At 58.9% G+C, this 25,842-nt stretch carries 23 protein-coding genes and 1 tRNA gene; 10 read left to right on the top strand and 14 right to left on the bottom strand.

What is annotated here, in order from left to right; all coding sequences use genetic code 11:
• Nucleotides 1–139: 139 nt before the first annotated feature.
• From ispG to FTE24_RS10925, 5 genes are all read right to left on the bottom strand, one after another.
• Nucleotides 140–1,282 carry a flavodoxin-dependent (E)-4-hydroxy-3-methylbut-2-enyl-diphosphate synthase gene (ispG, locus tag FTE24_RS10945; RefSeq protein WP_141446495.1) on the bottom strand — a complete coding sequence of 381 codons (1,143 nt, stop codon included), beginning with the start codon at nt 1,280–1,282 and terminating at the stop codon, nt 140–142.
• Nucleotides 1,283–1,439: 157 nt separating this feature from the next.
• Nucleotides 1,440–2,696 carry an ATP-dependent protease ATP-binding subunit ClpX gene (gene clpX / locus FTE24_RS10940; RefSeq protein ID WP_150233465.1) on the bottom strand — a complete coding sequence of 419 codons (1,257 nt, stop codon included), beginning with the start codon at nt 2,694–2,696 and terminating at the stop codon, nt 1,440–1,442.
• A 19-nt stretch (nt 2,697–2,715) separates the two neighbouring features.
• Nucleotides 2,716–3,306 (bottom strand): ATP-dependent Clp endopeptidase proteolytic subunit ClpP, encoded by a 591-nt coding sequence (gene clpP / locus FTE24_RS10935; RefSeq protein WP_150233463.1) that lies wholly within the window; start codon nt 3,304–3,306, stop codon nt 2,716–2,718.
• A 277-nt stretch (nt 3,307–3,583) separates the two neighbouring features.
• Nucleotides 3,584–4,900 (bottom strand): trigger factor, encoded by a 1,317-nt coding sequence (gene tig, locus FTE24_RS10930; RefSeq protein ID WP_141446498.1) that lies wholly within the window; start codon nt 4,898–4,900, stop codon nt 3,584–3,586.
• 174 nt (nt 4,901–5,074) lie between these two features.
• Nucleotides 5,075–5,917, bottom strand: a complete 843-nt coding sequence (locus tag FTE24_RS10925) for a hypothetical protein (RefSeq protein ID WP_202111825.1) — start codon at nt 5,915–5,917, stop codon at nt 5,075–5,077.
• Between the two features lie 328 nt (nt 5,918–6,245).
• On the opposite strand from FTE24_RS10925, the gene FTE24_RS10920 reads away from it, so the two are divergent.
• Nucleotides 6,246–6,319: transfer RNA gene (locus FTE24_RS10920), tRNA-Arg, on the top strand.
• A 117-nt stretch (nt 6,320–6,436) separates the two neighbouring features.
• Here the strand turns inward: FTE24_RS10920 and FTE24_RS10915 are convergent.
• The 6 genes from FTE24_RS10915 to FTE24_RS10890 all read right to left on the bottom strand — a co-directional run bounded on the left by FTE24_RS10915 (nt 6,437) and on the right by FTE24_RS10890 (nt 14,360).
• Nucleotides 6,437–7,018, bottom strand: a complete 582-nt coding sequence (locus FTE24_RS10915) for a copper amine oxidase N-terminal domain-containing protein (protein WP_150233460.1) — start codon at nt 7,016–7,018, stop codon at nt 6,437–6,439.
• Between the two features lie 113 nt (nt 7,019–7,131).
• Entirely contained in the window at nt 7,132–8,700 is a 1,569-nt protein-coding gene (locus FTE24_RS10910; RefSeq protein ID WP_150233458.1) for a response regulator, read from the bottom strand.
• Nucleotides 8,697–10,592, bottom strand: a complete 1,896-nt coding sequence (locus FTE24_RS10905; RefSeq protein ID WP_150233456.1) for a cache domain-containing sensor histidine kinase — start codon at nt 10,590–10,592, stop codon at nt 8,697–8,699. Before FTE24_RS10905 ends, FTE24_RS10910 begins: the two co-directional genes overlap by 4 nt.
• A gap of 166 nt (nt 10,593–10,758) precedes the next feature.
• Nucleotides 10,759–12,414: an extracellular solute-binding protein gene (locus tag FTE24_RS10900; RefSeq protein WP_150233454.1), complete on the bottom strand. Its 1,656-nt coding sequence runs from the start codon at nt 12,412–12,414 to the stop codon at nt 10,759–10,761.
• Between the two features lie 55 nt (nt 12,415–12,469).
• Nucleotides 12,470–13,357: a carbohydrate ABC transporter permease gene (locus FTE24_RS10895; protein ID WP_141446504.1), complete on the bottom strand. Its 888-nt coding sequence runs from the start codon at nt 13,355–13,357 to the stop codon at nt 12,470–12,472.
• Nucleotides 13,358–13,394: 37 nt separating this feature from the next.
• On the bottom strand, nt 13,395–14,360 hold the full coding sequence (locus FTE24_RS10890; RefSeq protein WP_150233452.1) for an ABC transporter permease: 966 nt from the start codon (nt 14,358–14,360) through the stop codon (nt 13,395–13,397).
• Nucleotides 14,361–14,693: 333 nt separating this feature from the next.
• Between FTE24_RS10890 and FTE24_RS10885 the strand changes: the two genes are divergently transcribed.
• Complete coding sequence (locus tag FTE24_RS10885; protein ID WP_150233450.1) at nt 14,694–15,647, top strand: bifunctional helix-turn-helix transcriptional regulator/GNAT family N-acetyltransferase; 954 nt, start codon at nt 14,694–14,696, stop codon at nt 15,645–15,647.
• Nucleotides 15,648–15,982: 335 nt separating this feature from the next.
• Nucleotides 15,983–17,176 carry an asparaginase gene (locus tag FTE24_RS10880; RefSeq protein ID WP_150233448.1) on the top strand — a complete coding sequence of 398 codons (1,194 nt, stop codon included), beginning with the start codon at nt 15,983–15,985 and terminating at the stop codon, nt 17,174–17,176.
• A gap of 200 nt (nt 17,177–17,376) precedes the next feature.
• Here FTE24_RS10880 and FTE24_RS10875 read toward each other — a convergent pair whose 3' ends face one another.
• Nucleotides 17,377–18,135: a GNAT family N-acetyltransferase gene (locus FTE24_RS10875; protein WP_150233446.1), complete on the bottom strand. Its 759-nt coding sequence runs from the start codon at nt 18,133–18,135 to the stop codon at nt 17,377–17,379.
• Nucleotides 18,136–18,315: 180 nt separating this feature from the next.
• On the opposite strand from FTE24_RS10875, the gene FTE24_RS10870 reads away from it, so the two are divergent.
• From FTE24_RS10870 to mnhG, 7 genes are read left to right on the top strand one after another with little or no spacing between them, the layout of a single operon-like run.
• The gene (locus tag FTE24_RS10870) at nt 18,316–20,970 is read left to right on the top strand and encodes a Na+/H+ antiporter subunit A (RefSeq protein WP_150233444.1); all 2,655 of its coding nucleotides are present in this window, start codon (nt 18,316–18,318) and stop codon (nt 20,968–20,970) included.
• Nucleotides 20,963–21,388: a Na(+)/H(+) antiporter subunit B gene (locus tag FTE24_RS10865; protein WP_150233442.1), complete on the top strand. Its 426-nt coding sequence runs from the start codon at nt 20,963–20,965 to the stop codon at nt 21,386–21,388. The genes FTE24_RS10870 and FTE24_RS10865 overlap by 8 nt, the downstream gene beginning before the upstream one ends.
• The gene (locus FTE24_RS10860) at nt 21,388–21,744 is read left to right on the top strand and encodes a Na(+)/H(+) antiporter subunit C (protein ID WP_141446510.1); all 357 of its coding nucleotides are present in this window, start codon (nt 21,388–21,390) and stop codon (nt 21,742–21,744) included. The genes FTE24_RS10865 and FTE24_RS10860 overlap by 1 nt, the downstream gene beginning before the upstream one ends.
• Nucleotides 21,741–23,219: a Na+/H+ antiporter subunit D gene (locus FTE24_RS10855; protein ID WP_150233441.1), complete on the top strand. Its 1,479-nt coding sequence runs from the start codon at nt 21,741–21,743 to the stop codon at nt 23,217–23,219. The genes FTE24_RS10860 and FTE24_RS10855 overlap by 4 nt, the downstream gene beginning before the upstream one ends.
• Nucleotides 23,220–23,225: 6 nt before the next feature.
• Nucleotides 23,226–23,705: a Na+/H+ antiporter subunit E gene (locus FTE24_RS10850; RefSeq protein WP_141446512.1), complete on the top strand. Its 480-nt coding sequence runs from the start codon at nt 23,226–23,228 to the stop codon at nt 23,703–23,705.
• Nucleotides 23,705–23,995: a Na(+)/H(+) antiporter subunit F1 gene (locus tag FTE24_RS10845; protein WP_141446513.1), complete on the top strand. Its 291-nt coding sequence runs from the start codon at nt 23,705–23,707 to the stop codon at nt 23,993–23,995. Before FTE24_RS10850 ends, FTE24_RS10845 begins: the two co-directional genes overlap by 1 nt.
• Nucleotides 23,967–24,467, top strand: a complete 501-nt coding sequence (mnhG, locus tag FTE24_RS10840) for a monovalent cation/H(+) antiporter subunit G (protein WP_141446514.1) — start codon at nt 23,967–23,969, stop codon at nt 24,465–24,467. Before FTE24_RS10845 ends, mnhG begins: the two co-directional genes overlap by 29 nt.
• A gap of 254 nt (nt 24,468–24,721) precedes the next feature.
• Here the strand turns inward: mnhG and FTE24_RS10835 are convergent, their stop codons facing one another.
• Entirely contained in the window at nt 24,722–25,438 is a 717-nt protein-coding gene (locus tag FTE24_RS10835; protein WP_160441726.1) for a class I SAM-dependent methyltransferase, read from the bottom strand.
• A gap of 87 nt (nt 25,439–25,525) precedes the next feature.
• A complete protein-coding gene (locus FTE24_RS23020; RefSeq protein WP_202111824.1) occupies nt 25,526–25,837 on the bottom strand; it encodes a hypothetical protein in 312 nt (103 codons plus the stop codon).
• Between the last annotated feature and the right edge of the window lie 5 nt (nt 25,838–25,842).

Genomic DNA, 25,842 nt, shown 5'->3' with positions numbered 1-25,842 from the left:
ATATACGGCCTGCGGCTGTTACGCGTGTGTTAAGTGTAGCATACCGCCGCTTCGCCCCGCAAAAAAGAAGGACGGATCCGGCAAAAAAAAGACGGCATGACGGGGGATGCCCGCCTGCCGCCTTGCTGCCTGATCTGGGTTACTTCGCCGTTTCCGCTTGAACCGGCGCCGACTGCGGCTGATGGCGCTCTTCGCGGCCGGGAATTTTGCCCGTCGCTTCGTAAGCGACCACAATCGCGTCGATTTCTTTTTTGAGTTCCTGCACCATGTCCGCTTCCGGCACTTTGCGGATCATTTTGCCGTAGCGGAACAGCAGGCCTTCGCCCCGTGCACCGGCGATGCCGATATCCGCTTCGCGCGCTTCGCCCGGTCCGTTGACCGCGCAGCCGAGCACCGAGACTTTGATCGGAACCTTGATTTTGGAAATGTATTCTTCGACCTCGTTCGCAATCGAGAACAGGTCGATGTCCAGACGGCCGCACGTCGGACAGGATACGAGCGTGGCCGCGTTCGTGATCAGGCCGAACGTCTTGAGCAGCTCGCGCGCGACTTTGACTTCTTCGACCGGATCGGCGCTGAGCGAGATCCGCACCGTGGAGCCGATACCCATCGACAGCAGCGCGCCGATGCCGGCGGAGCTTTTGATGGTGCCGGCATGCAGTGTGCCCGCTTCGGTAATGCCGAGGTGCAGCGGGTACGGAATGACCTGCGCCGCTTTGCCGTAAGCTTCGATCGCCATCGGCACGTCGGACGCTTTGAGCGACACGATGATGTCGTGGAAATCGAGTTCTTCCAGAATGCCGATATGGAACAGGGCGCTTTCGACCATGGCGTCGGCCGTCGGATACCCGTATTTCTCAAGCAGGTGATTTTCGAGCGAACCGGCGTTGACGCCGATCCGGATCGGAATGCCTTTTTCTTTGCACGCTTTGACGACCGCTTCGACTTTCTCGCGCTTGCCGATGTTGCCCGGGTTGATCCGGACTTTGTCGATGCCGTTCTCGATCGATTTCAGAGCCAATTTGTAATTGAAATGGATATCGGCGACAAGCGGAATATGGATCCGCTTCTTGATCTCTTTGATCGCGTCGGCCGCTTCGTCGTTGTTGACCGTGACGCGCACAACCTGGCAGCCGGCTTCTTCGAGACGAAGAATTTCGGCGACCGTCGCTTCGACGTCGGCCGTCTTGGTCGTGCACATACTCTGGATGACGACTTCGTCGCTGCCGCCGATGACCAGGTTACCGACCTTTACGGGCCGTGTCTGATGTCTTAAATACATTTTTATTCGACCTCCAAATCGGAACAAGCAAGATAGCGTCGCTCAAGGACGCGAGACCGCAGCTTCTGGACGGCATTTTGGCTTCTCATACAAAACCGGCCAAACCATGTAGGGTTGACCGGCTCGGCATGAGACCTATTTCATGGGCAAGAAAGCGTTAGGCGCTTTCTTCCCGTTTTTTGTTTTTGCCTTCGCCGAGTTCAGGAACGACCTTTTCTCTGACGACTTTCTCGGTAATCACGCACTCGGTCACGTCGTCGCGCGACGGAACTTCATACATGACGTCGAGCATCAAACCTTCGATGATCGCTCTCAGGCCGCGGGCACCGGTCTTGCGCTTGATCGCTTCTTCGGCGATCGCGAGCAGAGCCGCCTCTTCGAACACGAGATCGACGTTGTCCATCTCAAGCAATTTTTTGTACTGCTTGGTCAAGGCGTTCTTCGGTTCGGACAGGATGCGTACCAGCGTCTCTTCGTCCAGCGGAGCCAGCGTCGAGATAACCGGCAGACGTCCGACGAACTCCGGAATCAGGCCGAATTTGAGCAAGTCTTCCGGCAGTGCCATCATCAGGTACTCGCCGGCTTTCAGTTCGCGTTGGCCTTCGCCGTCCGCATTGAAGCCGATCACTTTTTTGCCGATCCGGCGTTTGATCATTTGCTCCAGGCCGTCGAAAGCGCCGCCGCAAATAAACAGGATGTTCGTCGTATCGATCTGAATGAATTCCTGATGCGGGTGCTTGCGTCCGCCCTGCGGAGGAACGGAAGCAACCGTACCTTCGAGAATTTTCAGCAGCGCCTGCTGAACGCCTTCGCCCGATACGTCGCGCGTAATCGAAGGGTTCTCCGACTTGCGCGCCACTTTATCGATTTCGTCGATGTAGATAATGCCGCGTTCGGCTTTTTCCACGTCGTAATCGGCAGCTTGAATCAGCTTGAGCAGGATGTTCTCCACGTCTTCGCCGACATAGCCGGCTTCCGTCAGGGAAGTGGCATCCGCGATCGCGAACGGCACATTCAAGATGCGGGCCATCGTTTGCGCCAGCAGCGTTTTGCCCGAACCGGTAGGTCCGATCAGCATGATGTTGCTCTTCGACAGTTCCACGTCTTCCGACTTGCTCTGCGCGTTAACGCGTTTGTAATGATTGTATACGGCTACGGCAAGCGACTTCTTGGCTTGGTCCTGGCCGATCACGTATTGGTCGAGAATGGCGCGGATGTCCTGCGGCTTCGGAATGTCCTTCAGATCCACTTCTTCTTCGTGGCCCAATTCCTCTTCCACGATCTCCGTGCACAGTTCAATGCACTCGTCGCAAATATATACGCCGGGTCCGGCTACGAGCTTACGCACTTGCTCCTGCGTTTTGCCGCAGAAGGAGCACTTCAGCTGACCCTTTTCTTCGTTAAATTTAAACATCTAACCACCCCTTCGAGAATTAAGAATTAATCGGTCGCTCAAGAACCTTGTCGATCAGTCCGTAAGACTTGGCTTCTTCCGCAGTCATGAAGAAGTCGCGGTCCGTGTCCCGCTCGATTTTCTCAAGGGGCTGACCTGTCGTGTCCACATAGATCTTGTTCAGCTTGTGCTTCGTCTTGATGATCCAATCCGTATGGATCAGAATGTCCGAAGCCTGTCCGCTGACGCCGCCGAGCGGCTGGTGAATCATGACTTCGCTGTTCGGCAGCGCAAAGCGCTTGCCCGGCGCTCCGGCCGTCAGCAGCAGCGAACCCATGCTTGCCGCCATACCGACACAAATCGTGGACACATCCGGCTTAATGTATTGCATTGTATCATATATACCCATGCCCGCAGTCACAGAACCACCAGGGGAATTGATGTACAAATAGATGTCTTTCTCCGGATCTTCGGCTGCCAAAAACAGCAGCTGCGCGATAATCAGGTTGGCTACATGATCGTCGATCGCATCGCCAAGCAGAATGATCCGGTCTTTGAGCAGTCTCGAATAAATATCATAAGAGCGCTCGCCGCGGCTTGTTTGTTCAATAACTGTAGGGACTAAACTCATGCGATCAACCTCTCTTTCATCGGGCAGTTTCTTAAAAGACGAAGCGGTCGGCTACGACCCTGCTTTCATCCTACGCTTTTAGTTTACCATTTTCAAATGCCGATGTCATTTTTCGGTCGAACAATTCGTCGATGGCTCGCTATCTTCGGAAAAAGCCCCGGATCGGCTCTGCCGCATACAAAAGGGCAAGGCACGCATAAAATCATACGTGCCTTGCCCGGGCAAGTCAAATTATTCGATTTGCCCCCGAGGCTTGTTCCGCGGTGCGGAAGTAAGCTTACTCGGCCGATTCTTCGGCCGGAGCCGCGACTTCCTTGCTGTTAGCCAGCAGGAACTCGATCGTTTTGCGCATCGTGATTTCGTCGTTCAGGCTGTCCAGCGAACCGTTGGCGCCCAAAATGCCGCGAATTTCGTCCAGGCTGCGCTTGTACATGTCGGCCATCGTTTGAAGTTCTTTTTCGACGTCTTCTTCGGATGCCGAAATGTTCTCTTCTTTGGCGATCGCTTCAAGCACGAGGTTGTTCAGGACGCGCTTCTCGGCATCCGTCTTCATCTGTTCGCGCAGATCTTCGGCCGTCTGGCCGGAGAAGCTCGTGTACATTTCCAGGTTCATGCCCTGTTGACGGAGACGGTTGTCGAAGTCGCGCATCATGTTCTCGACTTCGCCGTTGACCATCGACTCGGGAACTTCGACTTCCGCGGCTGCCGCTACGGCTTCAACAACGGCGTTTTCACGCGCTGCATCGCCTTCGCGTTTTTTGCGGTCGGCTACTTCCTTTTTGAGGTCTTCCTTGTACTCGTCCAGCGTTTCGAATTCGCTAACGTCCTTGGCGAATTCGTCGTCCAGCTCAGGAAGCTGTTTGCGTTTGATTTCGTGCAGCTTCACTTTGAAGACCGCTTCTTTGCCGGCCAGTTCGGCCGCATGGTATTCGTCCGGGAACGTTACGGTAACGTCTTTGGAATCGCCCGTGGACATGCCCACGACCTGCTCTTCGAAGCCCGGGATGAACGAACCCGATCCGAGTTCGAGCGAATAGTTCTCGGCTTTGCCGCCTTCGAACGCTTCGTCGCCCACGTATCCGTCGAAATCGATCGATACGGTGTCGCCGTTCGCTGCCGCTTCTTCGTCAACGACGATCAGCTCGGCATGACGGCTTTGCAGACGCTCGAGTTCGGACGCGATTTCTTCGTCCGTTACGCTGATTTCGGATACCGGCACTTCCACGCCTTTGTATTCGCCCAGGGTAACTTCCGGCTTAACGGTTACTTTCGCTTTGAATTTCAGCGTTTGGCCTTTGCCGAACTGCTCGATGTCGATTTCAGGACGGTCGACCGGGAAGATGCCCGCTTCTTCTACCGCTTCGCTGTAAGCTTCAGGCAGAAGGATGTCGATTGCGTCGTTGTACAGGCTTTCCACGCCGAAGCGCGCTTCGAAGATCGAACGCGGCACTTTGCCTTTGCGGAAACCAGGAACGTTCGCTTTCTTTACGACTTTCTGGAATGCTTTATCAAGCGCGGCTTCAACACGGTCCGCTGCAACTTCAACTTCAAGAACGCCAAGATTCTTCTCGGTTTTTTCCCAACTTGCTGTCATATTGAGTATTCCCCTCCAACAATTAGCTATCAATTAAGTAAATTTAACATACTGCTTTCACGTTCGCAACAACCATCTTATCATACCCAAATGCGAAGCAGATTTCAAGCGCAAACGCCAATGCCACGCCAAAAGACGCCGTTTCGGGCAAAAAAGTAACCGTTTCCGGGCACGCTATCTTTGGAGCGTTCCCCGGGAAAACGCCCGCAGCGACTTTTCCGCGCGCTCGCACAGGAAGCGCAGCTCGCCCGTGATCCCGTAGGCGTCCCGGATCCGCTCCGCTTTGCCGCCGCCTTCGAGCGTCTCCGACGCCTGCGCATGCAGCGCCGCCGCCCAGGCGTCCAGCTCGCTCTCCGCGCCGCGCGTCAGATTCTCGTAATCGGCCGTGCCGTACGTCGCCATCATGAACTGCATCCACAATTCCCGCGCAAAATAAAACAGCGAAGGATCTTCGTTCTCCGTCTGGTGGGATACGCGCGACAGCACTTCGGCGACGGCGAGCGGGAACTCGTGCGGCTCAAGCGGCGTCCGCTCGATCTCCAGCTCCAGCGCGATGCCCCCGCGCGGCAGGCGGACCGTTCCGGTCGCTCCGCGGCGGCGCAGCGTCTGCAGCACCCGGAACTGAAGCAGCGGATGCAGCGTCTCCCGCTCCATCCAGTCCGCAAGCTTCGCATCCGTGCCGGCGTCTTCCAGATAAGACAGCTGCTCCAGCGCGATCTGGCCGCGTTCCGTCATCGGTTCCTGCGTCACTCGCAGCAGCAGCCGCTCCGCGTAGCCGGCATCTTCCCGGTGCTTCTCGAGCGTCCGCCGCTTGAGCGCCCGCGACGCGTCTTCCGGCTCTTCGCCGGCCAGCACCGCTTCGTTGCGGTAAGCGTCCCCGGCCCCTCCGGGAAACGCGACGCGCAGCCATTCGAGCAGCGTGCTCCATTCCTGGCGCCGCCGCTCATCCTGCCCTTCGCAGCTCAGCAGAAATTCCAGCGTCTGCATCGCTTCGCCGTAGCGCTCGGTCTCCAGCATGCCGGTAACCTGCTCCTGGTAATGGTCAAGCGTTCCGGGCAGCAGGACGACGCCCGCCTTGTCCTTTTTTGTTACATGATCGATAAGTCATCCCTCCTTCTCGGCTGCAGGCCCGTGTCCGCTCGCAAGATGATCGTGAGGTTAAATTATAGCACAAACCGGCGGCAGTCGCCTTGTCTTGCGGCCATGCCGCCGGCCTTCCCCGCCATGATCCGCTATTAGATGTAGCAAACGGAATGCAGAACGGGTCGCGCAGCTTTTTAGGCAAATAAGCTTGCAAGAAACCTCCGTACGTGGTATATTAATTTCTGTTCTGTTTTTCACTTTTGTCCCAGTAGCTCAGTCGGATAGAGCATGCGCCTTCTAAGCGCACGGTCGGGGGTTCGAATCCCTCCTGGGACGTACAAGAGCGGGAGCCTTCCTTCGGGAAGGCTCTTTTTTCGTTGTTCCGATCGCGGCGATTCCGGCCGCGCTCACCCAAAAAGTCCGGGTTCCCGCAAAGGGAGCCCGGACTTTTTGTCAGCGTATCGAAGGCGGCGTCGGAGGCTTCGGCACCGACGGCCCGGAAGGCCCCGGCGGCGAGACGGGCGGACGGGACGGCGACGTCGGCGGACGCGTCGAAGAGCCGTTGGTCTCCGGCTCCTTCGTCAGCAGGATGCGATTGCCGGCCTCGTCCCATTCCAGTTCGGCATCGAACAGCTGCGCCGCGGCGCGGACCGGAATCATCGTCTTGTTCTCGTACGACAGCGGCGCCGCTTCGAGCGTCAGGTTCTGCCCGTTGCGGCGGGCTTCCCGGCTGCCGAGCGTCAGGACGTGGCGCGCGCCGTCGTCTCCCCCGGTAATCGTAATCGTCTTCCACGTCTTGTTGTAGCGGAACGTATAGTCGCCCAGCGCTTTCATGTCGGTCAGCGTCAAATACGTGCGCCCTTTCCGGAACAGCACGTCGCCCGAAGCGACCCTCCCGTTTATGTAGACTGTCGCCCCCGCCGCGGCCGAAGCCGTCTCCGCCTGCGGCAGCAGCGGCAGCGGCGCGATCAGCGCAGCGGCCAGCACCGCAAGCAGCGCTTTTTTCTTCTGCCCTTCGAATCTGTTCTTCATCATCGGCACGCTCCCTTCTTCTACCCATTTTTAACCGGTTGAGCACGGTTTAACGCGGTTCGGGCCCTGCCTTTTTGCAGGTATGCCCGCGCGAAAGCGCCGGCAGACCCCAACGTTCAGCCGAAATGCGGCGCATGGGCTTTGCTCCGGTATTCGTGCGGGGAGATGCCTTCCAGCTCTTTGAACACCCGCGCGAACTGCTTGACGTTCTCGAACCCGACCGCTTCGCCGATCTCGGCCGTTTTGAGCGCATGGTCCGCGAGCAGCTGCTTGGCGCGTTCGATCCGGACTTTTTTGAGATAGACGACGAAACTTTCGCCCGTATACGCTTTGAACGCTTCGCTGAAATACGAATAATTGAGCGACACGTGGTTGCTGACCATGGCCATATTGAGCGGGCGGGCGTACTGGGCTTCGATGAACTCCACCGCTTCCTTGAGGTTTTCGTTCTCCGTATGGGCCAGGCGCACCTGCTTGATATAATCGTTCAGGCTGCACAGCAGATTTTCCAGGCTGCGGAAATAATCGTGGAAATACCGAAAGTTGTTCCAGTTCCCGACTTTGCGGTACAGCTTGAGCACTTCCATCGAAGCTTCGCCGTAGCGGCGGAACACTTCGTCGAGCACCTTTTCGTTGATCAACCGGGCGGTCCGTTCAATATAGGAGAGATCGATCCGGGCCAGACCGTCAATCCGGAAAATGCGGTACAGCCGTTCGTTGATCTCTTTTTTGCGATCGGTGCCGAGCAGGTTGCCAAGCAGCCGGATCTCTTCTTCGGGCGGCTCGAACATCTGCCGCCCGCTCCCGACGGCCCGCGCATCGACCAGATGGACGCCGGGATGCAAAAAGGTATATTGCAGCGCCCGGCAGGCGGTCCGGTAGCTGGCCGGCAGATCCTGCGGCCGCGCGCCCGGCAGGCCGAGGCCGATCAGCAGTCCGCCAAGCTCGCGCCGCTCCGCAAGTTCCGCCAGCTGCGCAAAGCGTTCGGCCGAGCGGTCGATCAGCACAAGGCGGCCTTCCCGGTCCCACAGGGCGGCCGCATAGGCGCGGCCCGGCGGGCCGTCCAGCCGTTCGATGACGGCTTCGAGTTCGCTCCGCTCCATGCTGCCGCCCTGCTCGTGCCGATAGGCGAGCACGGCCAGCGAGAACGGCATCGGCAGCCCCGCTTCGTCCGCTTCCAGCTCCCCGAGCAGGCGCTCCAATTCTCCGCCTTCCGCTTCGATCAGCCGGCCGAGCGCGGCCAGGCGCAGCCGCTGCTTGTACTCCTGCACGGCGTTGACCCGCTCGTGTTCGGAGACGCGGCCGTCCAGTTCTTCCAGCGCGCGGCCGAGCGCGCCGAACAGGTCTTCGCGCCGGATCGGCTTCAGCAGGTAATCGCGTACCTGATACCGGATCGCCGTCTTGGCGTATTCGAATTCGTCGTAGCCGCTCAGCACGAGCACGACGGGGCCTTCCGACGCGCGCTGCATCAGGCGCAGCTGCGTCAGCAGTTCCATGCCGTCCATGACGGGCATGCGGATATCGGTAATGACGATCTCCGCTGCCTGCCGCGCATGCAGTTCCAGCGCTTCGCGCCCGTTCGCCGCCAGGCGAATCTGACAGGCATCGCCCATTTCCCGCTCGATCATCACTTTCAGGCCGTGGCGGATATTTTTCTCGTCGTCCACGATCAGCAGCTGTCTCATTCGTCCCCTCCTCCTCCGGTAAGCAGCACTTTGGGAATCGTCAGCACGACGCGCGTATACGCGCCTTCCCCGCTTTCCAGCGCCAGGCCGTATTCGTTCCCGTAAAAAAGCCGGATACGCTGATGCACGTTGCGCAGCCCGATCCCGCCGAGCTTGATGCCGGTATACGCCGAACCCGTTCCTTCGCTTTCGATCTGCCGGATCTCGGCGTTCAGTTCGGCCAATCGCCGGGCGTCCATGCCGCTGCCGTTGTCCGTCATACGGATTTCGATCTTCGACGCTTCGATCTCGCGCGCTTCGATCGAAAACGTGCGGCTTCCGGCTTCGCCCAGCTCCTGCCAGGCATGCTTGACGGCATTTTCCACGATGGGCTGGAGCGACATTTTCAAAATCTCCAGTTCGAGAAAAGCTTTGGGCATGTCGCAAATCAGCTCCACCGGCTCGTCGAAGCGGATATTGGTCACTTCCACGTAATTGCGGATATGCCGGATCTCGTCTTTGAGCTTGACGTATTCGCCGGTCCATTTGAAATTGTAGCGCATCATGCCGCCGAGCGACGTCAGCGCATCCGAAATCTGCCGCTGGTCTTCGATCTCCGCCAGCATCTTGATATTTTCGAGCGTGTTATACAGAAAATGCGAATCGATCTGGTTGTACAGCGTGCGCAGTTCCGCTTCTTTCATTAGAGCCTGCTTGCGCACCGCTTCGGCGATCAGCTCGTTGATCGTCAGCGTCATTTTGTTGAAATGATGCGCCAGATCGCCGATTTCGCCGCCTCCGCCCAGGTCGAGCGCCGGTTGGAGTTCGCCTTTGCGCACTTTTTTCATCGCGTCGGCCAGCTGTTTGAGATTTTTGAGAATAAACGAATTCATGATGTACGTTAGCAGCGCCAGCACGAGCACGAAGCCGATATTGGCGTAGATCAGCATGCCGCGGGTGCGGTTGACGTCTTTGAGCACTTTTTCCAGCGACACGGCGTTCAGCAGATAACCGTCCATGCGCTCAAGCGGCGTGTACGTCATCAGGTAGGAAGTGCCGTCTTTGTCGTAGCGAAAAGAATCGTCGGCGATATTCGGCACGCTGCCGGGATCGCCGAGCGCGCGGATACGCGACACCGCGTACGCCGCCGCCGGGGAATCGCCGGACAGCGACGACTCCGACTTCCGCGTATAGACGCCGTCTTCCGTCACGAGCAGCATGCGCGAACCGTCTTCCTGCAGCTCCCCGAACGTGCGCGGCGAAAATTGGTCGAGCCGCATATCCACCTGCACGACGCCGATATGCCGGTCTTTGGGCAGGTTGATCTCGCGCAGCAGCGACAGCTTGGGCGGCTCTTCTTCCGAACCGCCGACGTCCGGCCGGGAAGGTTCGGGCCGAAAATGCCACGCCTGGCGTTCGCCCAATCCCTGCGTCAGCTTGAACCACGGTTGTTCGCGCACCCGGCTCTCGCGGAAAATGATCGGCCAGATCTCGTAATTGCGCTCGTTCGCCGTATACAGACGCAGATGCAAGATGGCCGGATTGTTGAGCGGAATCCGGGCCAGGTTCGCATAGGCGGTATTATTGAAATCGACCAGTTCCGCCGTCGTCGGATCGTTCTCTTCCGTCAAATAGCGCCGCACGCTCTGATCGGACAGCGGAAGCTGGGCGGCCCGCTCCATCGTCTCGATCTGGTTCACGATCACCTGCTTCTCGATCTGCATTAAATATTCGCTTTTGACGGCCGTATCTTCGATATAACTGTCCCGGATATCGGTATAGACATACGTGGACAGCAGCGTGCTCGGTATCAAAATCAGCAGCGCGTAAGCTGCCACGAGGCGGCTTTGCAGTGAACGGGTCTGCATCCAGCGCCGGGCGGCGTTCCCGGCTTCTCTCCATCTTCGTCCCATCGGCTCCCCCTGTATCCGTTTTCATACGGCGAGTCTTCCTATCATACAAAGCGGCCGGGGACGCTGACAAGACCCAAAACCCCGACACGGCCCGCGAGCCCCGGCGCATGCGGCCGGGGCTCGGGACTCGTCGGGGTGAGGCGGGAGGCAGGTTGGAACCGGTCGATTATTTCGTGCCGCCGAGCTTTTCGAGATTTTTCTCGTATTCCGTCTGCTGGTAAGCCTGCACTTCGGCGAGGCCGGTCGAAGCCCGCTTCGCTTCGTAATCGCTCCAGAGCTGGTCGAACTCCGCATCGGAAGCGGCGAGCAGCAGCTTCGGCAGCGTCTTGCCCCACAGCTGGCCAAGCTTCGTATTGGCGATGCCTTCCTTGGAGTTGCCGGTCGGATTGATCTGGTCGAACTCGGACGCGCTGACCGTTTTGCCGCGGGTCCAGTCCATCATCTGCTTGAACGGATCAACCGGCGCGGGCGCCCATTGATCGGTCACGTTCGTGTCCATCATCATCCAGTATTTGTGCGAAGCGCCGTATTTCGCGTCGAACGCGGCCCGGTCGCTATTGAGCATCTCCAGCACTTCCGGCTTGAACACCGGCTTGTCGCCGTCCATGTCGTACGTCACGCCTTCTTCGCCCATATACAGGTCGCGCTGGCCTTCTTCGCTTGTCAGGTATTCCAGGAAGCCGATCGCGCGTGCTTTGTCCTTCACGTCTTTGGAGATCAGCGTCAGCGTCCAGCCGGAGATGCCCGGGCCCGACAGCGTCGGTTCGTCGGAAGCGGCGTTGGCCGGTCCGTCGATCGCCATGTAGACGGAATTCGGGTCGTTCGCGAACAGCGCGTTTTGCGGGTTCGTGAAGTCGCTGCGCTGGTACATCATGGCGAAATAGCGGCCCTGTGCGATTTTCTCTTCCATTTGCGCCCGCTTGTCGATAAAGATGTCTTTGGCGAGCAGCCCGTTCTCGTTCGCCTGCCGGAACGTTTTGAGCCAGCGAATATATTCGGGATCGGTCTGGCGGTCGTACAGCTTGCCGTCTTTTTGCTGCGGAATCGCCAGGAAGTTTTGCAGGTAGCCTTCAAGCGAATAGTTGCCGTTGTCGGTAAACTCGTGCAGGCCGATCGGGATCATCGGTTGGCCGTTGACGTCGGGGAACTTGTCTTTGGCAGCCTGAAGTCCCGCGAGGAACCCTTCCGGTGTGCTCATATCCGGCTTGCCGATCGCTTCGTACATGTCTTTGCGCACGACAAACACCTGGTTGGACACGTAGTTTTCGCCGTATTTCTCAAAATCGGCCGGCGAAGACGACGCGTTCGGATAGCCGTAGACGTTGCCGTCTTCCTGCGTGTACCATGACAGCTTGGCCGGATCGGCGACGTTGGACACGAAAAACGGATCGTATTTGTCCGCCAGCTCGTTCAGCGGCAGCACCAGTTTGCCTTCGATCATTTTTTTGACCGCGTCGTCGCTCCAGGCGATCGTGACGAAGTCGGGCAGTTTGCCGGACGCGATCATCGTGTTCATCTTCTCGGCTTCGTTGCCGGCCGGCACGATGAAGTTGAGGCTCGTGCCGGTCTTTTTGGTCACATACTGGCTGGTCAGGTCTTTGCCCCAGTCGGTTCCGGTGTACCACGCGAAGTTGATGTACCAGTCGAACGTGATCGGCGACGTGTCGTTTTTCCAGGACGGTTGGCTCGGATCGACCGCCGCCTGCGCCGCTTCTTCTTTTTCCGCCGCTTCTTTGCTTTGTCCGCCCGACGAGCAGGCCGTGCTGAAGATCATCAGCATCGCCGCGAGCAGCATGGAGAACTTTTTCCCTCTTTTTTTCATGTGTGTACCCCTTTTCTTTAGGTTGGTACTGCCGGGTGCAGCGGTCTGTCTGTGCTTAACCTTTGATCGAGCCGATCATCATGCCTTTGACGAAATATTTTTGCAGGAACGGATACACGAACACGATCGGCGCGGTCGTCACGACCATCGTCGCAAGCTTGATCGACTGCGAGGTGACCGAACGCGTAACGCCTCCCGGGACTGCCGCCATCATCTGGTTGGAGCTGGATTCCGCCACGACCCGGTACAGATACGTCTGGATCGGCTGCAAATCGGTATTGTTGATATAGATCATCCCGGTAAAATAATCGTTCCATTGATAGACGCCGTGGAACAGCGCGATCGTGGCGAGTACCGGCATCGAGACGGGCAGCACGATTCGCAGAAAAATGGACCAGTCGTTCGCCCCGTCGATACGCGCCGCTTCTTCCAGTCCTTCGGGAATTTCCCGGAAGAAGGTCATGAAGATGATCAGATCGAAAAAGCTGAACAGCACCGGAATGATATAGACCAGGAAATTGTCGAGCAGATGCAGGTCCCGGATCAGCAGATAGGTCGGGATAAGCCCTCCTCCGAAAAACAAGGTAACGGTTCCGATCAGAATGTAGATTTTGCCTCCGATCAGTCCTCTGCGGGAAAAAGCGTAAGCGACCATCGCGGTGAAAAAAACGTGGGCGACCGTACCGACCAGCGTCTTCGCTACCGTCACGCCCATCGCCATCATGATTCCTTCGCTGCGAAACACGGCGCCGAAATTGTCCAGGCTGAACTGTCTCGGCCACCAGTAAATGCCGCCGCGCATCGCGTCCGTGCCGTCGTTGAACGAGTTGACCAGCACGTACCAGATCGGATAGATCGTCACGAAGCAGATCAGCGCCATCCCGACGACGTTCAGAAAATCGAAAATCGCTTCGCTTCTCGTTTTGCGTTTTAACGTTAACATGCCGCGGTTCCTCCTTCCGTTTGTTTAGAAAATCGGCTTAGAAAAGCGAAGTGTTGTTCAATTTTTTGGTCACGCCGTTCGCGATCAGCAGCAGGATGAGCGCGATGACCGATTTGAGCAGTCCGACCGCGGTCGAATACGAGAAGCGGCCCTGCTGGATACCGGTCTGGTACACGTAAATATCGATAACGCTGCTGGCGCTCTCGTTCAGCGAATTGCGCAGCACGAGAATCTGGTCGAAGTTGGAGTTCAGCACGCCGCTGACCGCCAGAATGAACAGAATCGCGATCGTCGGGCGGATGTTCGGCAGCGTGACGTAGAACATTTTCTGAAACCGCCCGGCTCCGTCCATCGTCGCCGCTTCGTACTGCTCCGGCGAGACGCTCGCCATGGCGGCCAGATAGATGATCGCCGACCAGCCCAGCTCTTTCCAGATGTCGGACGTGATGACGATGCCCCAGAAATATTTCGGCTCCGCCAGATAGGAGATCGGTTCGCTGATCAAGCCGAGGCCCATCAGTACATTGTTGATGATGCCGACGTCGGCCAGCCACGTCGCGAGAATGCCGCCGAGAATAACCCAGGACAGAAAGTGCGGCAGGTACGAGATCGTCTGTACCGTTTTCTTAAAGCGGACCGAACGCAGTTCGTTGAGGAACAGCGCGAAGATAATCGGCAGCGGAAACCCGATCACAAGCTTGATCAAGCTGATGCCGAGCGTGTTGCGGATGACTCCGGCCAGTTCGTCGTCCTGCAAAAACTCGCGAAAATGAGTCAGGCCGACCCACGGCGAATTTGCGATACTGTCGACGATATTGTATTCCTTGAACGCGATAATGATGCCGTACATCGGAATATAGTTGAAGACGAACATCCAGGCGATGCCGAGCAGCGCCATCGTCTGCAAATGCCGCTGCTGAAGCAGCCTTCTCCACCATCTGCGCGCTTTCCCTTCCCGATCGGACGGCAGTTCCGCCGTCCGCGCCGCAATTTTTCTCTCCATCTTCCGACCCCCTCCGGTCTGTAACCGGTTCATTTTGTAAGTGCTTACATTTTCTAAATTTATTGTATCGTTCGTTTGGCGCTGCGGTAAGGCTTCATTTTTCATATTGGAGTTACAATATTTCGGATCGGGCATAGATTCGAAATTTGTAACCTAGTCACAAAATTTCGGATCAAGTGTAGATTCGAAATTTGTAACCTAGTCACAAAATTTCGGATCAGGCGTTCTTTTTTCCCGGCTGTCTTTCTTGTTATAATCGGAAGGTGCTGCCAAATCTACCTCTATCTCTATAAATGGCGACCGGCTCTCCAAGCCGGGAAAGGAAGTGAACCGATGCCCGACCCTTTGATCTGGAAAAAAAGGATTCGAACGCTGCGCGCATTCAACTACAGCGACACGATGCAGGCCGGCGTACTGCGGGAACGGCTGCTGCACAGCTCGTATTCGCTGACCGAATCGCGCATCATGCTGGAAATCTCGCGGGAGCCCCGCCTGACCGCCACCGACCTGAGCCGCAATCTCGGGCTCGACCCCGGTTATCTCAGCCGGCTGCTCGGCCGCTTGGAGTCGGGCGGCGTTATCGAACGCCCTCGCAGCGAACGCGACGCACGCAGACGGGTGCTGAAGCTGACCGAACAAGGCGTCCGGATCGCCCGCCTGCTCCATCGACGGGTCGACGACGACGTCGCGGAATATCTCGCCGGCCTGTCCGAGCCGGATCAGGTTCGCTTGATGGACGCGATCCGGACGATCGACGAGATCAACGCAGCGCGCTCCGCGCATACGCTCGATATTCGCTTTTTTTTGCGCGAAGCCGAACCGTCGGACGCCGACCGTATCGTCCAGGCGTACGAAGCGCTGTTCGAGCAGACATTCGGCCCGTCCGAACAATTCCGCCTCGTGCTGACCGATACGGCCGCCCAGCTGTTCGGCGCTTCGGGAGAACCGTCGGCGCGCTGCTGGATCGCGGAGATGAACGGCGAAAGCGCCGGTTCGATCGTGCTCGACCTGCTGGACGCCCGGCGCGCCCAAATCAAGCTGTTCATGGTCGAATCCAAGCGCAGGGGACTCGGCATCGGCGGCAGTCTGCTCGACGAAGCGATCTCTTTCTCCCGGGGTGCCGGCCGTTCCCAAGTGCTGTTATGGGTCATCCGGGATCAACGCCGACTGCAGGGGCTGCTGTCCAAAAAAGGCTTCAAGCTGGCAGAACAATCTGTCGTGCTGTATTACGGCATTCAGTTCGAGGTCGAAACGTGGCAATTGGATCTGCAAAGCGAGCAAGCCTAAATGTGCGCATGTTGAATATTAATTCTATTTAACGTATATATATTCATATGCAAAGATGAATATATCGCTTTTGATTTTCGGAAGTCGATTAAGTTAATTTTCCTGACAATGGTACAGGCACATTCGACTTTTTAGCTGTAAAAAATAAAAAAACGATTTAGAAAAAGGCAGATATTCAGCAATATTTGACGAATAAACACGAATAAAGCGCTTAATCGGTCTTTTTCTGGATTTGTTAAATAAACTGACACCGATTTATATTTATGGACATCGGGAAGCAAGCAGCGTTATGTTATCTCTCTTTCCGGCTCATTTGACTACCAAGGAGGAGTTTGATGTCCACATTGTCCATGAAAGTCATGAAAGCGGTTCTTGCCCTTGGAGTCACCGCCGCGGCTGCGGCCCCGGTCGTACGCCTGCCCGGCGCTTCCGCGGCGGAAACGATCCCCGGCACGGTCGTCGCGAGCACGCCGGCCCCGGCGGGAACTTCCGCGACCCCGGCCGCCAAAACGCTGCCCAAAGTCGAAGTGATCGCCACCGGCGGCACGATCGCCGGACAATCCGCCGACGCCACGAGCTTCGCCAACTACCGGGCCGGCACGCTGCTGATCGCGGACATGGTCGCCGAGCTTCCGGACAAAAACAAGATCGCGCAGGTCAGTACATACCAATTCGGCAATTCCGGTTCGAGCGCTTACAGCATTCCCGACCTGTACGACCTGTCGCTGCGCGTCGACAAAGCGCTGGAAACGCAGGATGCCGTCGTCGTCACAAGCGGCACGGACACGATGGAAGAAATCGCCTACTTCCTCGATTTGACGGTCCGCAGCTCCAAGCCTGTCGTCGTCACCGGCTCGATGCGCCCCTGGACCGTAATCGGCAGCGACGCGCAGGCCAATCTGTACAACGCTATCAAGCTTGCGGCAAGCGGCAAAACGGAATACTTCGGCACGGTGCTTATGCTGAACGACGAATTCCATGCCGCGCGCGAAGTGACGAAATCGAATGCTTACCGGACGGACACGTTCGTCACGCCGGAACTCGGCGCACTCGGTTATATCGACGAAGCCGGCGTGCGCGTCTACCGCGCGCCGTATCGGGCGCTGCTGGGCGCCGCCGATTGGAAAACGCCGTTCGATCTCGCCAAGCTCGACAAAAAAAGTCTGGCCAAAGTCGAGATCGCCTATTCGTACCAGGATGCCGGCGCAGGCGCCATCTCCGCTTTTGTCGCGGACGGAGCCGACGGCATCGTGACGGCGGGCACCGGCGCGGGCGGCATTTCGCGGGCGATGAGCGCCGAGCGGACCGCGGCGATCGCGGAGCACGATACGATCTTCGTCGCCACGACCCGAACCGGATCGGGCAGCAACTACTCCAGCGGCGCCAATATCATTGCCGGGGACAATCTGAACGCGGTGCATGCCCGCCTGATGCTGCTGCTGTCGCTGTCTTTCTCCAGCGACTTCGACACGATCAAAGGCTGGTTCGACACGTACGGAGCCGGACAGGTAAGCGTGCCGAAAAAATAACGCCTGAAGAGGCGCGGCCCCGCTCCTATCGGTTCGCACGCAAAAAGCTCGGGACGGCAGGTGTCCCGAGCTTTTTGCGTGCGCTTCAGGCGAACGAACGTGGCTGGACCTCCTTCAGGTCCGATCCTTCATTCGGGCTATTCGGATCATTCGAACGATTTGGGCCATTCGGACGATTCGGACCATTGGAACTATTGGGATCAACCCGGCCAGCCTCCGGTCCAATCGCCGGTCACGTGAAAATTCGTGCCGTAAGCGCGCATCCGCAGCTTCTCGGCGATGCGCCGCGAAGCCGCGTTGTCGTGCGAAGTGCTGTACAGCGGCAGCAGCCCTTCGGCCTGCGCCTGCTCCGCCCAGGCCAACGTGCAGGCCGGGCCCAGCCCCTGTCCGCGGAAAGCGGACGCCGTCTCCAGGCCGGCTTCCGCGGCCTCTTCGCCTCGGCGCGCGGCGAAGCAGACCGAGACGGCGATGCCGTCAAGCGTCGCCATCGCCATCGGCAGACGCGCACTCCACGCCGCGCGCAGCCGCGGAAAATGCGCGCCGAGCGCCTGCGCGTTGCCGGCATGCACGGCTTCGACGCGGACAGACCGCGGCAGCGGCGCCGCGCTGCCGAAGGTCGGTCCGGTCCGGATGAGATAAGCCGGACCGGACCAGACGGCGCGAACGCGCAGGCCGCCGCCGAGCGCGCGCAGCGCGGCGCCCGGATCGGCTTCGCGATCGAGCTGATGCGCAATGCGGCGTTCGGCTGCCGCGGACAGACTGTCCGCGAACCGCAGCAGCCGGACGCCCGGCGCGGAGCTGACGAAGAACAGCGGCGCTTCTCCGCCGCCGGGTTCGTTGACCGCGGCGAGCCGGCCGTTCGGCGTATGCACGAACAGCGTTCGCGCCTGCCGATCCATCAGATCGTAATCTTGCATTTGTCTGGACTTGTCTGCTTGCCCGAACTTGTTTTCGTTCAAAGCGATTCTCTCCTTCCGTTCGCTTTATTCCTCTCTTTTCGGAGGGCGCGCGAACGATGTTTTTGTATAAAAAACCATTTTGTTAGCTTTATCTTACCAAAAGTCGGGTAATATTAAAAAGTAAAGCTTGGTTGAAAGCTGCCGAGCCGCAAAATTTATGAAGCGGAAAGGAGAAGCCGTTTGTCCCTACTCCATCTCTTGACGCTGTCGCCGTTCCTGCTCGCCGCTCTGCTCCCGCTGCTCGGGAAAGCGGTCCCCCGTCTGCACAAAGGATGGTTTGCCGCCGCATTGTCGGTGCTGGTCTTCGCAGCCCTGCTCGGTTACTCGGCCAATATTCGCGCCGGTTCCCCGATTAACGAATCGTTTGCCTGGATTCCGTCCTTGGGCATCTCGTTCACTCTGTATCTCGACGGATTGTCTCTCCTGTTCGCCCTCATGATTACCGGAATGGGAGCCCTCGTCTCCCTCTATTCGATTGCCTATATGGATGCTTCCAAAGATCCGCTGACGCGATTTTACGTTTTTCTTCTGGTGTTCATGGGCGCGATGCTCGGACTCGTGCTGTCGGATAACCTACTGACTCTGTACGGTTTCTGGGAATTGACCAGCATCACGTCATTCCTGCTGATCGGCTACAACCATGAGAAGCACAAATCGCGCTACGGCGCGCTCAAGTCGATGCTGATCACGATGGCGGGCGGACTCGGCCTGCTCAGCGGCTTTATCCTGCTGTATGTGATGAGCGGCACTTACCGGATTCGCGAACTTTTCGAAGCCGGAGCGCCGCTGGCCTCGCACCCCCTGTTCCTGCCGGCGATGATCCTGATCCTGTTCGGCGCTTTTACCAAATCGGCACAGTACCCGTTCCATATCTGGCTGCCCGACGCGATGGAGGCTCCGACCCCGGTGAGCGCGTATCTGCATTCCGCCACCATGGTCAAGGCGGGACTGTATCTCGTCGCGCGGATGAGCCCGGTATTCGCCGGCGCGTCCGAATGGTTCTGGATCGTCTCGCTCGGCGGGCTGATCACGCTGCTGTACGGATCGATCGCCGCAGTCAGGCAGACCGACCTCAAAGGCATTCTGGCCTATTCGACGATCAGCCAGCTCGGCCTGATCATGTGCCTGCTCGGCCTGTCTTCGCTGGCGGGCGTCTTCGAAGGCGAAGAACGCATGCTGTATGCCGCGGCCGGCACCGCCGCCATTTTCCACCTGCTTAACCATGCCGTGTTCAAAGGCGCGCTGTTTATGGCCGCCGGAATCGTCGATCACGAGACCGGCACCCGCGATATCCGCAAGCTTGGCGGACTCGCCCAGCTGATGCCGGTCACGTTCACGATTTCGCTGTTCGGCGCGCTCTCGATGGCCGGGCTGCCTCCGTTCGGCGGATTCCTCAGCAAGGAAATGTTCCTTGAAGCGGTCATCGAACCGCTGCATGCCGGAGTGTTCGGACTGGAGACATGGGCCGCGCTGTTCCCGGTCATCGCCTGGATCGCGAGCGTGCTCACGTTCGTCTATTCCGTCTTGTTCGTGTTCCGCACGTTCCTCGGCCCGCGCAAAAAAGCGCTGCGGAGCAAAAAGATTCACGAGGCTCCGCCGCTCATGTTCATTCCGCCGGCGATTCTCGCATTTCTCGCCCTCGCGCTCGGACTGTTCCCGGGTCTGGTCGCCTATTCGCTCGTCCGCCCGGCGGCCGAAGCGATGATGCCGATCGTGACCGCTTCCGGGGAAAACCTGCCGCTTGATATCAAGCTGTGGCACGGCTTCACGCCGGCGCTGTGGATGACGATCGGCGTGATCGGCGTCGGCACGGCGCTCGCGCTGACGGTCCGATACTGGATCAAGCTGTATTCGTTCGTGCCGCGCCGCATGTCGATCAACCGCTTTTACGATTCCAGCCTGCGGTTCTTCGAACGGATCACGGTGCGCGTTACCGCGCTCTATATGAACGGTTCTTCGCGCAGCTACGTCAAATACATTCTCGGTTTCATGATGCTCGTGCTCGGCTTCATCCTGTTCAATTCGACCGACATTACGTTCCGGGTCGGCGCCTACGCGCAGATCGCCCCGTACGAATGGGTCATTTTGCTCGGACTGGCCGCCGGAGCGCTTGCGGTTCCGTTCGCCAAATCGCGGCCGGTCGCGATCATCCTGACCGGCACGGTCGGGTACATGATGACGCTGATGTTCGTCTTCCTGCGCGCGCCGGACCTTGCGCTCACGCAGATGGTCGTCGAATCGATCTCCGTCACGCTGTACCTGCTGTGCTTCTACCACCTGCCCAAGCTGCGTACCGAGCAGCAGGCCGTCCGGTTCCGGCTGCCCAACTTCCTCGTGGCGATTGCCGTCGGCGTGTTGATGACGCTCGTCGCACTTGCCGTACTCGGCACCAATCCGTTCGATCCCGTCTCGGATTACTACGTACGCGAAAGCTACGAATCGGCCGGCGGCAAAAATATCGTCAACGTCATTCTCGTCGACTTCCGCGGCTTCGATACGATGATCGAGATCATGGTGCTCGGCGTCGCTTCGATCGGCATCTACAACATGATCAAGCTGCGGCGCAAAGCGACCGACGTCGGTTCGCGCCACGTCTCCCACGAAGGAGACGAGTCCGACGACGATGCGGCCCTGTTCCGCAGATCGCAGTACGGACACGACGGTCCCGGCGAAGACGTGCACGAAAAAGGGTCTTCCCACGAAGACTTCGGCCCGCACGCTTCCGATTCCGACGCTCCTGCCCAAGGCGATGCCGAGGACCTGGACGAAGTCGACGCGGCCGACGGAGCCGACAGCGTCGGCGAACGCCCGAAAGGAGGAAATTCCGATGCCTAGAGGCAGCGATATTTTCCTGCAAAACATTTCCAAAATCGTCGTCTTCATCGTCCTGGCTTTTGCCCTGTACCTGTTCTTCACCGGCCACGGCAGCCCCGGCGGCGGATTCATTGCCGGGCTGATGAGCGCGGGCGCGCTGCTGCTGCTGGCGCTCGCCTACGATATCGAAACGGTGCGCAAAGTCATTCCGTTCGATTTCAAGCTGATTACGGCGCTTGGCCTGCTGATCGCCCTGTGCACCGGAACCGGTGCCCTCTTTTTCGGGGAGCCTTTCCTCAAGCATGCTTTTGGTTATTTCCAGCTCCCCCTGCTCGGCGAGACCGAGCTGCATACCGCTTTGATCTTCGATCTGGGCGTGTATCTGGCCGTCGTGGGCGTAACCATGACGATTCTGCTCACGATTGGGGAGGATAGCTGATGGAAGTCATTGTAGCCGTGATCGTCGGCGTGCTGTTCGCCGTCGGCATTTATCTCATTTTGACCCAGGACCTGCTGCGCATCGTACTCGGCACTTCGCTGCTGACCCATGCCGTGCACCTCCTGTTAATGGCCATGTCCATGCTCAAGACCGGCGCGGCGCCCCTGCTGGGCCGTGGCAAAGAACAATTCGTCGATCCGCTGCCGCAGGCTTTGATTCTGACGTCGATCGTCATCAACTTCGGAATCACCGCTTTCTTCCTCGTCCTGTCCTACCGGGCTTACCAGAAGCTCGATACGACCGACATGGAACGGATGCGCAGCGAATCGTCCAGACATAGGGGGCGTCGCCAATGAACAACTGGGTAGTCGCTCCGATGCTCATCCCGCTGTTTACGGCGGTCATCCTGATCTTTCTGCATAACAAGCTGAAGCTTCAGCGCTGGATCAGCCTGCTGAGCGCCCTGCTGAACGTGGCCGTGGCCGTGTTCCTGCTGTACCAGGTGCAGCATACCGGCATCCAGACGCTGAATATGAGCGGCTGGGCGCCGCCGTACGGCATCGTGCTCGTGGCGGACATGTTCGCGGTGCTGCTCGTACTGACCGCTTCGATCGTCACCGCCTGCTGCCTGCTCTACTCGTTCCGCGGGATCGACGAGCAGCGCGAACGCCATTATTTCTATTCGCTCGTGCACTTCATGATCGCCGGCGTCAACGGCTCGTTCCTGACCGGCGACCTGTTCAACCTGTTCGTCTGCTTCGAACTGATGCTCATGTCTTCCTATGCGCTGATCGTACTCGGCGGAACGAAGCGGCAGTTCCGGGAGACGCTGCATTACATCCTGATCAACGTGCTGTCGTCCACGCTGTTCGTCGCTTCCGTCGCTTACCTGTACGGCGCGACCGGCACGCTCAATCTGGCGCATTTGTCGATGCGCATCGCCGAGAGCGGCCAGACCGGACCGATCACGGTCGTCTCCGCGCTGCTGCTCGTCGTGTTCAGCGTCAAAGCCGGGCTGTTCCTGTTCTTCTGGCTGCCCGGCTCCTACGGCGCGCCGCCCGCCGCGATCTCCGCGCTGTTCGGCGCGCTGCTGACCAAGGTCGGGATGTACGCCCTGATCCGCACGTTCACGCTGATCTTCTATCACCAGACCGAAGTGACGCATATGCTGATCGGCACGATGGCAATCGCCACGATTGTGCTCGGAGGATTCGGCGCCGTGTCCCAGACGAACGTCAACCGGATTCTCGGCTACAACGTTATCGCCAGTATCGGCTTCATGTCGCTTGCGCTGTCCGTCTCCAACGAAGACGCGCTCAAGGGAGCCGTGTTCTATCTCGTACACGACATGATCGTCAAAGCGCTGCTGTTCCTGCTGGCCGGCATTCTCGTGGCCGAGACGGGCACCGAGCGGATCAACCGGATGGGCGGCGTGCTGACCCATTCCCCGCTGCTCGGCTGGATGTTCCTGATCGCTTCGCTCGCCGTCGTGGGCGTTCCCCCGCTCAGCGGGTTCCCGGGCAAGCTGCTCATTATCCAGGGCAGCCTGGAGAACGGCCAATACGTCATCGCCGCGGCCGGCGTGCTGCTGAGCCTGATGCTGCTGTACTCGCTGATCAAAATTTTCATTCTCGGCTTCTGGGGCAAACCGCGCCGGCCGCGCGAAGCGCAGTGGAAACAATCGCGCAAGCTGCTGCTCGGTTCCGCCCCGTTGATGCTGCTGATCGTACTGCTCGGCCTGTTCGCCGAACCGGTCATGCCGTATATCGAGAGCGCTTCGAATGTGCTGATCGATCCGACGATCTATATTCAAGCCGTATTTAAGGAGTAGATGCCCTTGGCTTTTCAACTGCTGCTCAATCTCGCGATCGCTTTCGTCTGGATGCTGCTCATGCGCGACATGACGATATCGGGCTTCCTCGTGGGCCTGCTGATCGGATTGCTGCTGATGACGCTGATGCGGCGATTTTTCCCCCGGCCTTTTTATCCGCGCAAAGTGTGGGCCTGCGTCAAACTGCTCGGACTGCTGCTCAAAGAACTGGTCGTATCTTCGTTCGCCGTCATTCGCCAGATCGTCAAGCCGAAGCTGACGCTGTCTCCGGGCATTTTCGCTTACGAGACGGAACTGCATCCCGGCTGGGAACTGACGCTGCTGTGCGCGCTGATGAACCTGACGCCGGGCACGCTGCTGCTCGAAGTCAGCCATGACGAGAAGACGCTATACATTCATGCGATGGACATGCAGGAAGCCCACGGCGTAGAGAAACATATCCGCGAAACGTTCGAAAAAGCGATCATGGAGGTGACCCGAAGCTGATGCAAACCGTCCTGCTGATTTCGATGATTCTGCTGGCGCTGGCGATCGGCGGCTGCCTCTACCGGGTGCTCAAAGGCCCTTCGATCGCCGACCGGATCGCGGCGCTTGACACGATCGGCGTCAACGTCGCCGCCGAAGTCGCCGTTGCGGGCGCCTATATGCGCTCTACCGCGTACTTCGAACTGGTGCTGCTGATCGGCATCCTTGCCTTTCTCGGCACCGTGGCTTTGGCCCGTTACATGGAAAGGGGGCGGGTGCTGAATGCTCCAGACGATTCAACTGATGATTGAATGGATCTCGGTGCTGCTGATCCTGCTGGGCGCCCTGCTCAGCGTGTTCAGCGCCTATGGCCTGATCCGGCTGCCGGACGTATACCTGCGCTCCCATGCGGCTACCAAAAGCTCCACGCTCGGCGTTCTCTGCGTGCTGACCGGCGTGTTCCTGTATTTCGCCTCCAGCATGCAGACGGCCAGCATGAACATTTTGCTCGGTATCGTCTTCTTCTTCATCACGGCGCCCGTGGCCGGCCATCTGAACGGCCGGGCCGCGCACCGAAGCGGGGTGCCGCTGTGGACCGGCAGTATTCAGGACGAGCTGGCCGAAGCCGCCGAAGCGTCGGGCGTGCCCGATGCCGGCACTTCGACGGCCGAGCTTGCGCCGGGCGCCCTGCCCGACGAAATGCCGGGCGGTCCTCCTCCGGCGGAGAAGCCCGGCGAACGCCGCGGCGGCCGGCAGGAGCCTCCGGAACCAGACGATTTATGAAGTCCGAAGTCCGGCGAACACCGCGCATAGAACAAAGCTTAGAGAGCGCCGCGCACATTTTCCAAAATCAAAAAGCGCTTTTCGGCGCGAGAGGTTCTTTCCGTGGAAAGAACCTCTCGCGATCGAAAAGCGCTTTTGTGCGTGCCGCGGCAATCCGGCTTCCGCGGCTTATGTATCGATGCCGCAGTGATCGACGAGGCAGCTGCCGGGCTGCAAGCTGCCGGGCCGGCGGAATACACCGGCTGCCCCCACCGTCAAGGCTTGCGGAACGTCAGGCGGTACATGAGACCTTTGCAGACTTCTTCGTAACGGACGTCCAGCATGCCGGCCGGCAGCATGCGCAGCACGTCCGGCCGCGGAAGATCGCCGGGCTTGGCCAGCGAAATGCGCGGCCGGCGCGCGCGGGTGCGCCGGTCGACTTCGTCGGCGACCAGAATACGAGTGCCGCTTTTGGCTACGCGGATCATCTCGCGCAGCGCAAGAGCCGGATCGCCGAACTCGCTCAGTCCGCCGATATGGTACACGCAGTCGAACGTATCGCCGCGAAAAGGCAGATGTTCCGCTTCCCCGTGGATCAGCTCCGCCTCGGTGCCCCATTCCCGCAAATGCCGCGCCGCCTGCCTCAGCATGGCGGGAGACAGATCGAGCCCGTACAGATGCGCGCCCGCAGGCAGCAGCGGCAGATTGCCGCCCGTGCCGACCGACACTTCGAGCACCCGTTCGCCGCGCCGGACGTCCAGCTGCGACAGAAACGTCCAGCGGTAATGAATCTCTCCGCCGAAGCGCAGCTTCAGGTACAGCCGGTTCGCCACCGCGTGAAAACGCGCGATCCGGTCGTACAGCGCCATCGCCCTGGCATTGGACAGCCGCATCTGCTGCGGCCGGATCGCGTACACGAAGCCGTCTTCGGTGCGCGGCGGCGAATAGCTTCCCGCTTCGCCGTCGCCCGGGAACCGCGTCGAATCGAACATGGACATTCCTCCCGACTTCCTCAAGCCGACTTGTACGCCGCGATGCCGCGATAGCGTGCGGTGCGGCATCCGCCGCAGGCGGCGGCGCTACAAAGACTCCACGTAATCTTTGGCTTCCTTCAGGGACAGGTTATATCTCTCTCTCGCTTCCTTGATCGCTTCGATCTTGCGGCCTTTGGCCACGAGCGTACGCAGCTCCTCGTCGCCGCCCGCGGCTGTGCGCGACCCCCGTTCCCCTTCCTGCATCCCGGAAGGCGCAGGCCGGTACAGGCGCGGTCCCGAAGCGATCCGGTCGATCTCCTCGCGCAGCTGCCTCACGTCGAAGCGCAGCCGAATTACCATCAGCATCAGCGAAAAGACGATAATCGCCAGCACAATCGTCGCGTAATCGAATTCCATGCTTT

The sequence above is a fragment of the Saccharibacillus sp. WB 17 genome (assembly GCF_008634075.2).
In the GTDB taxonomy this organism is placed as follows: Bacteria; Bacillota; Bacilli; order Paenibacillales; family Paenibacillaceae; genus Saccharibacillus; species Saccharibacillus brassicae.
The sequence above is the reverse complement of the archived record's forward strand: the minus strand, read 5'-3'. Positions and strand labels throughout refer to the sequence as shown.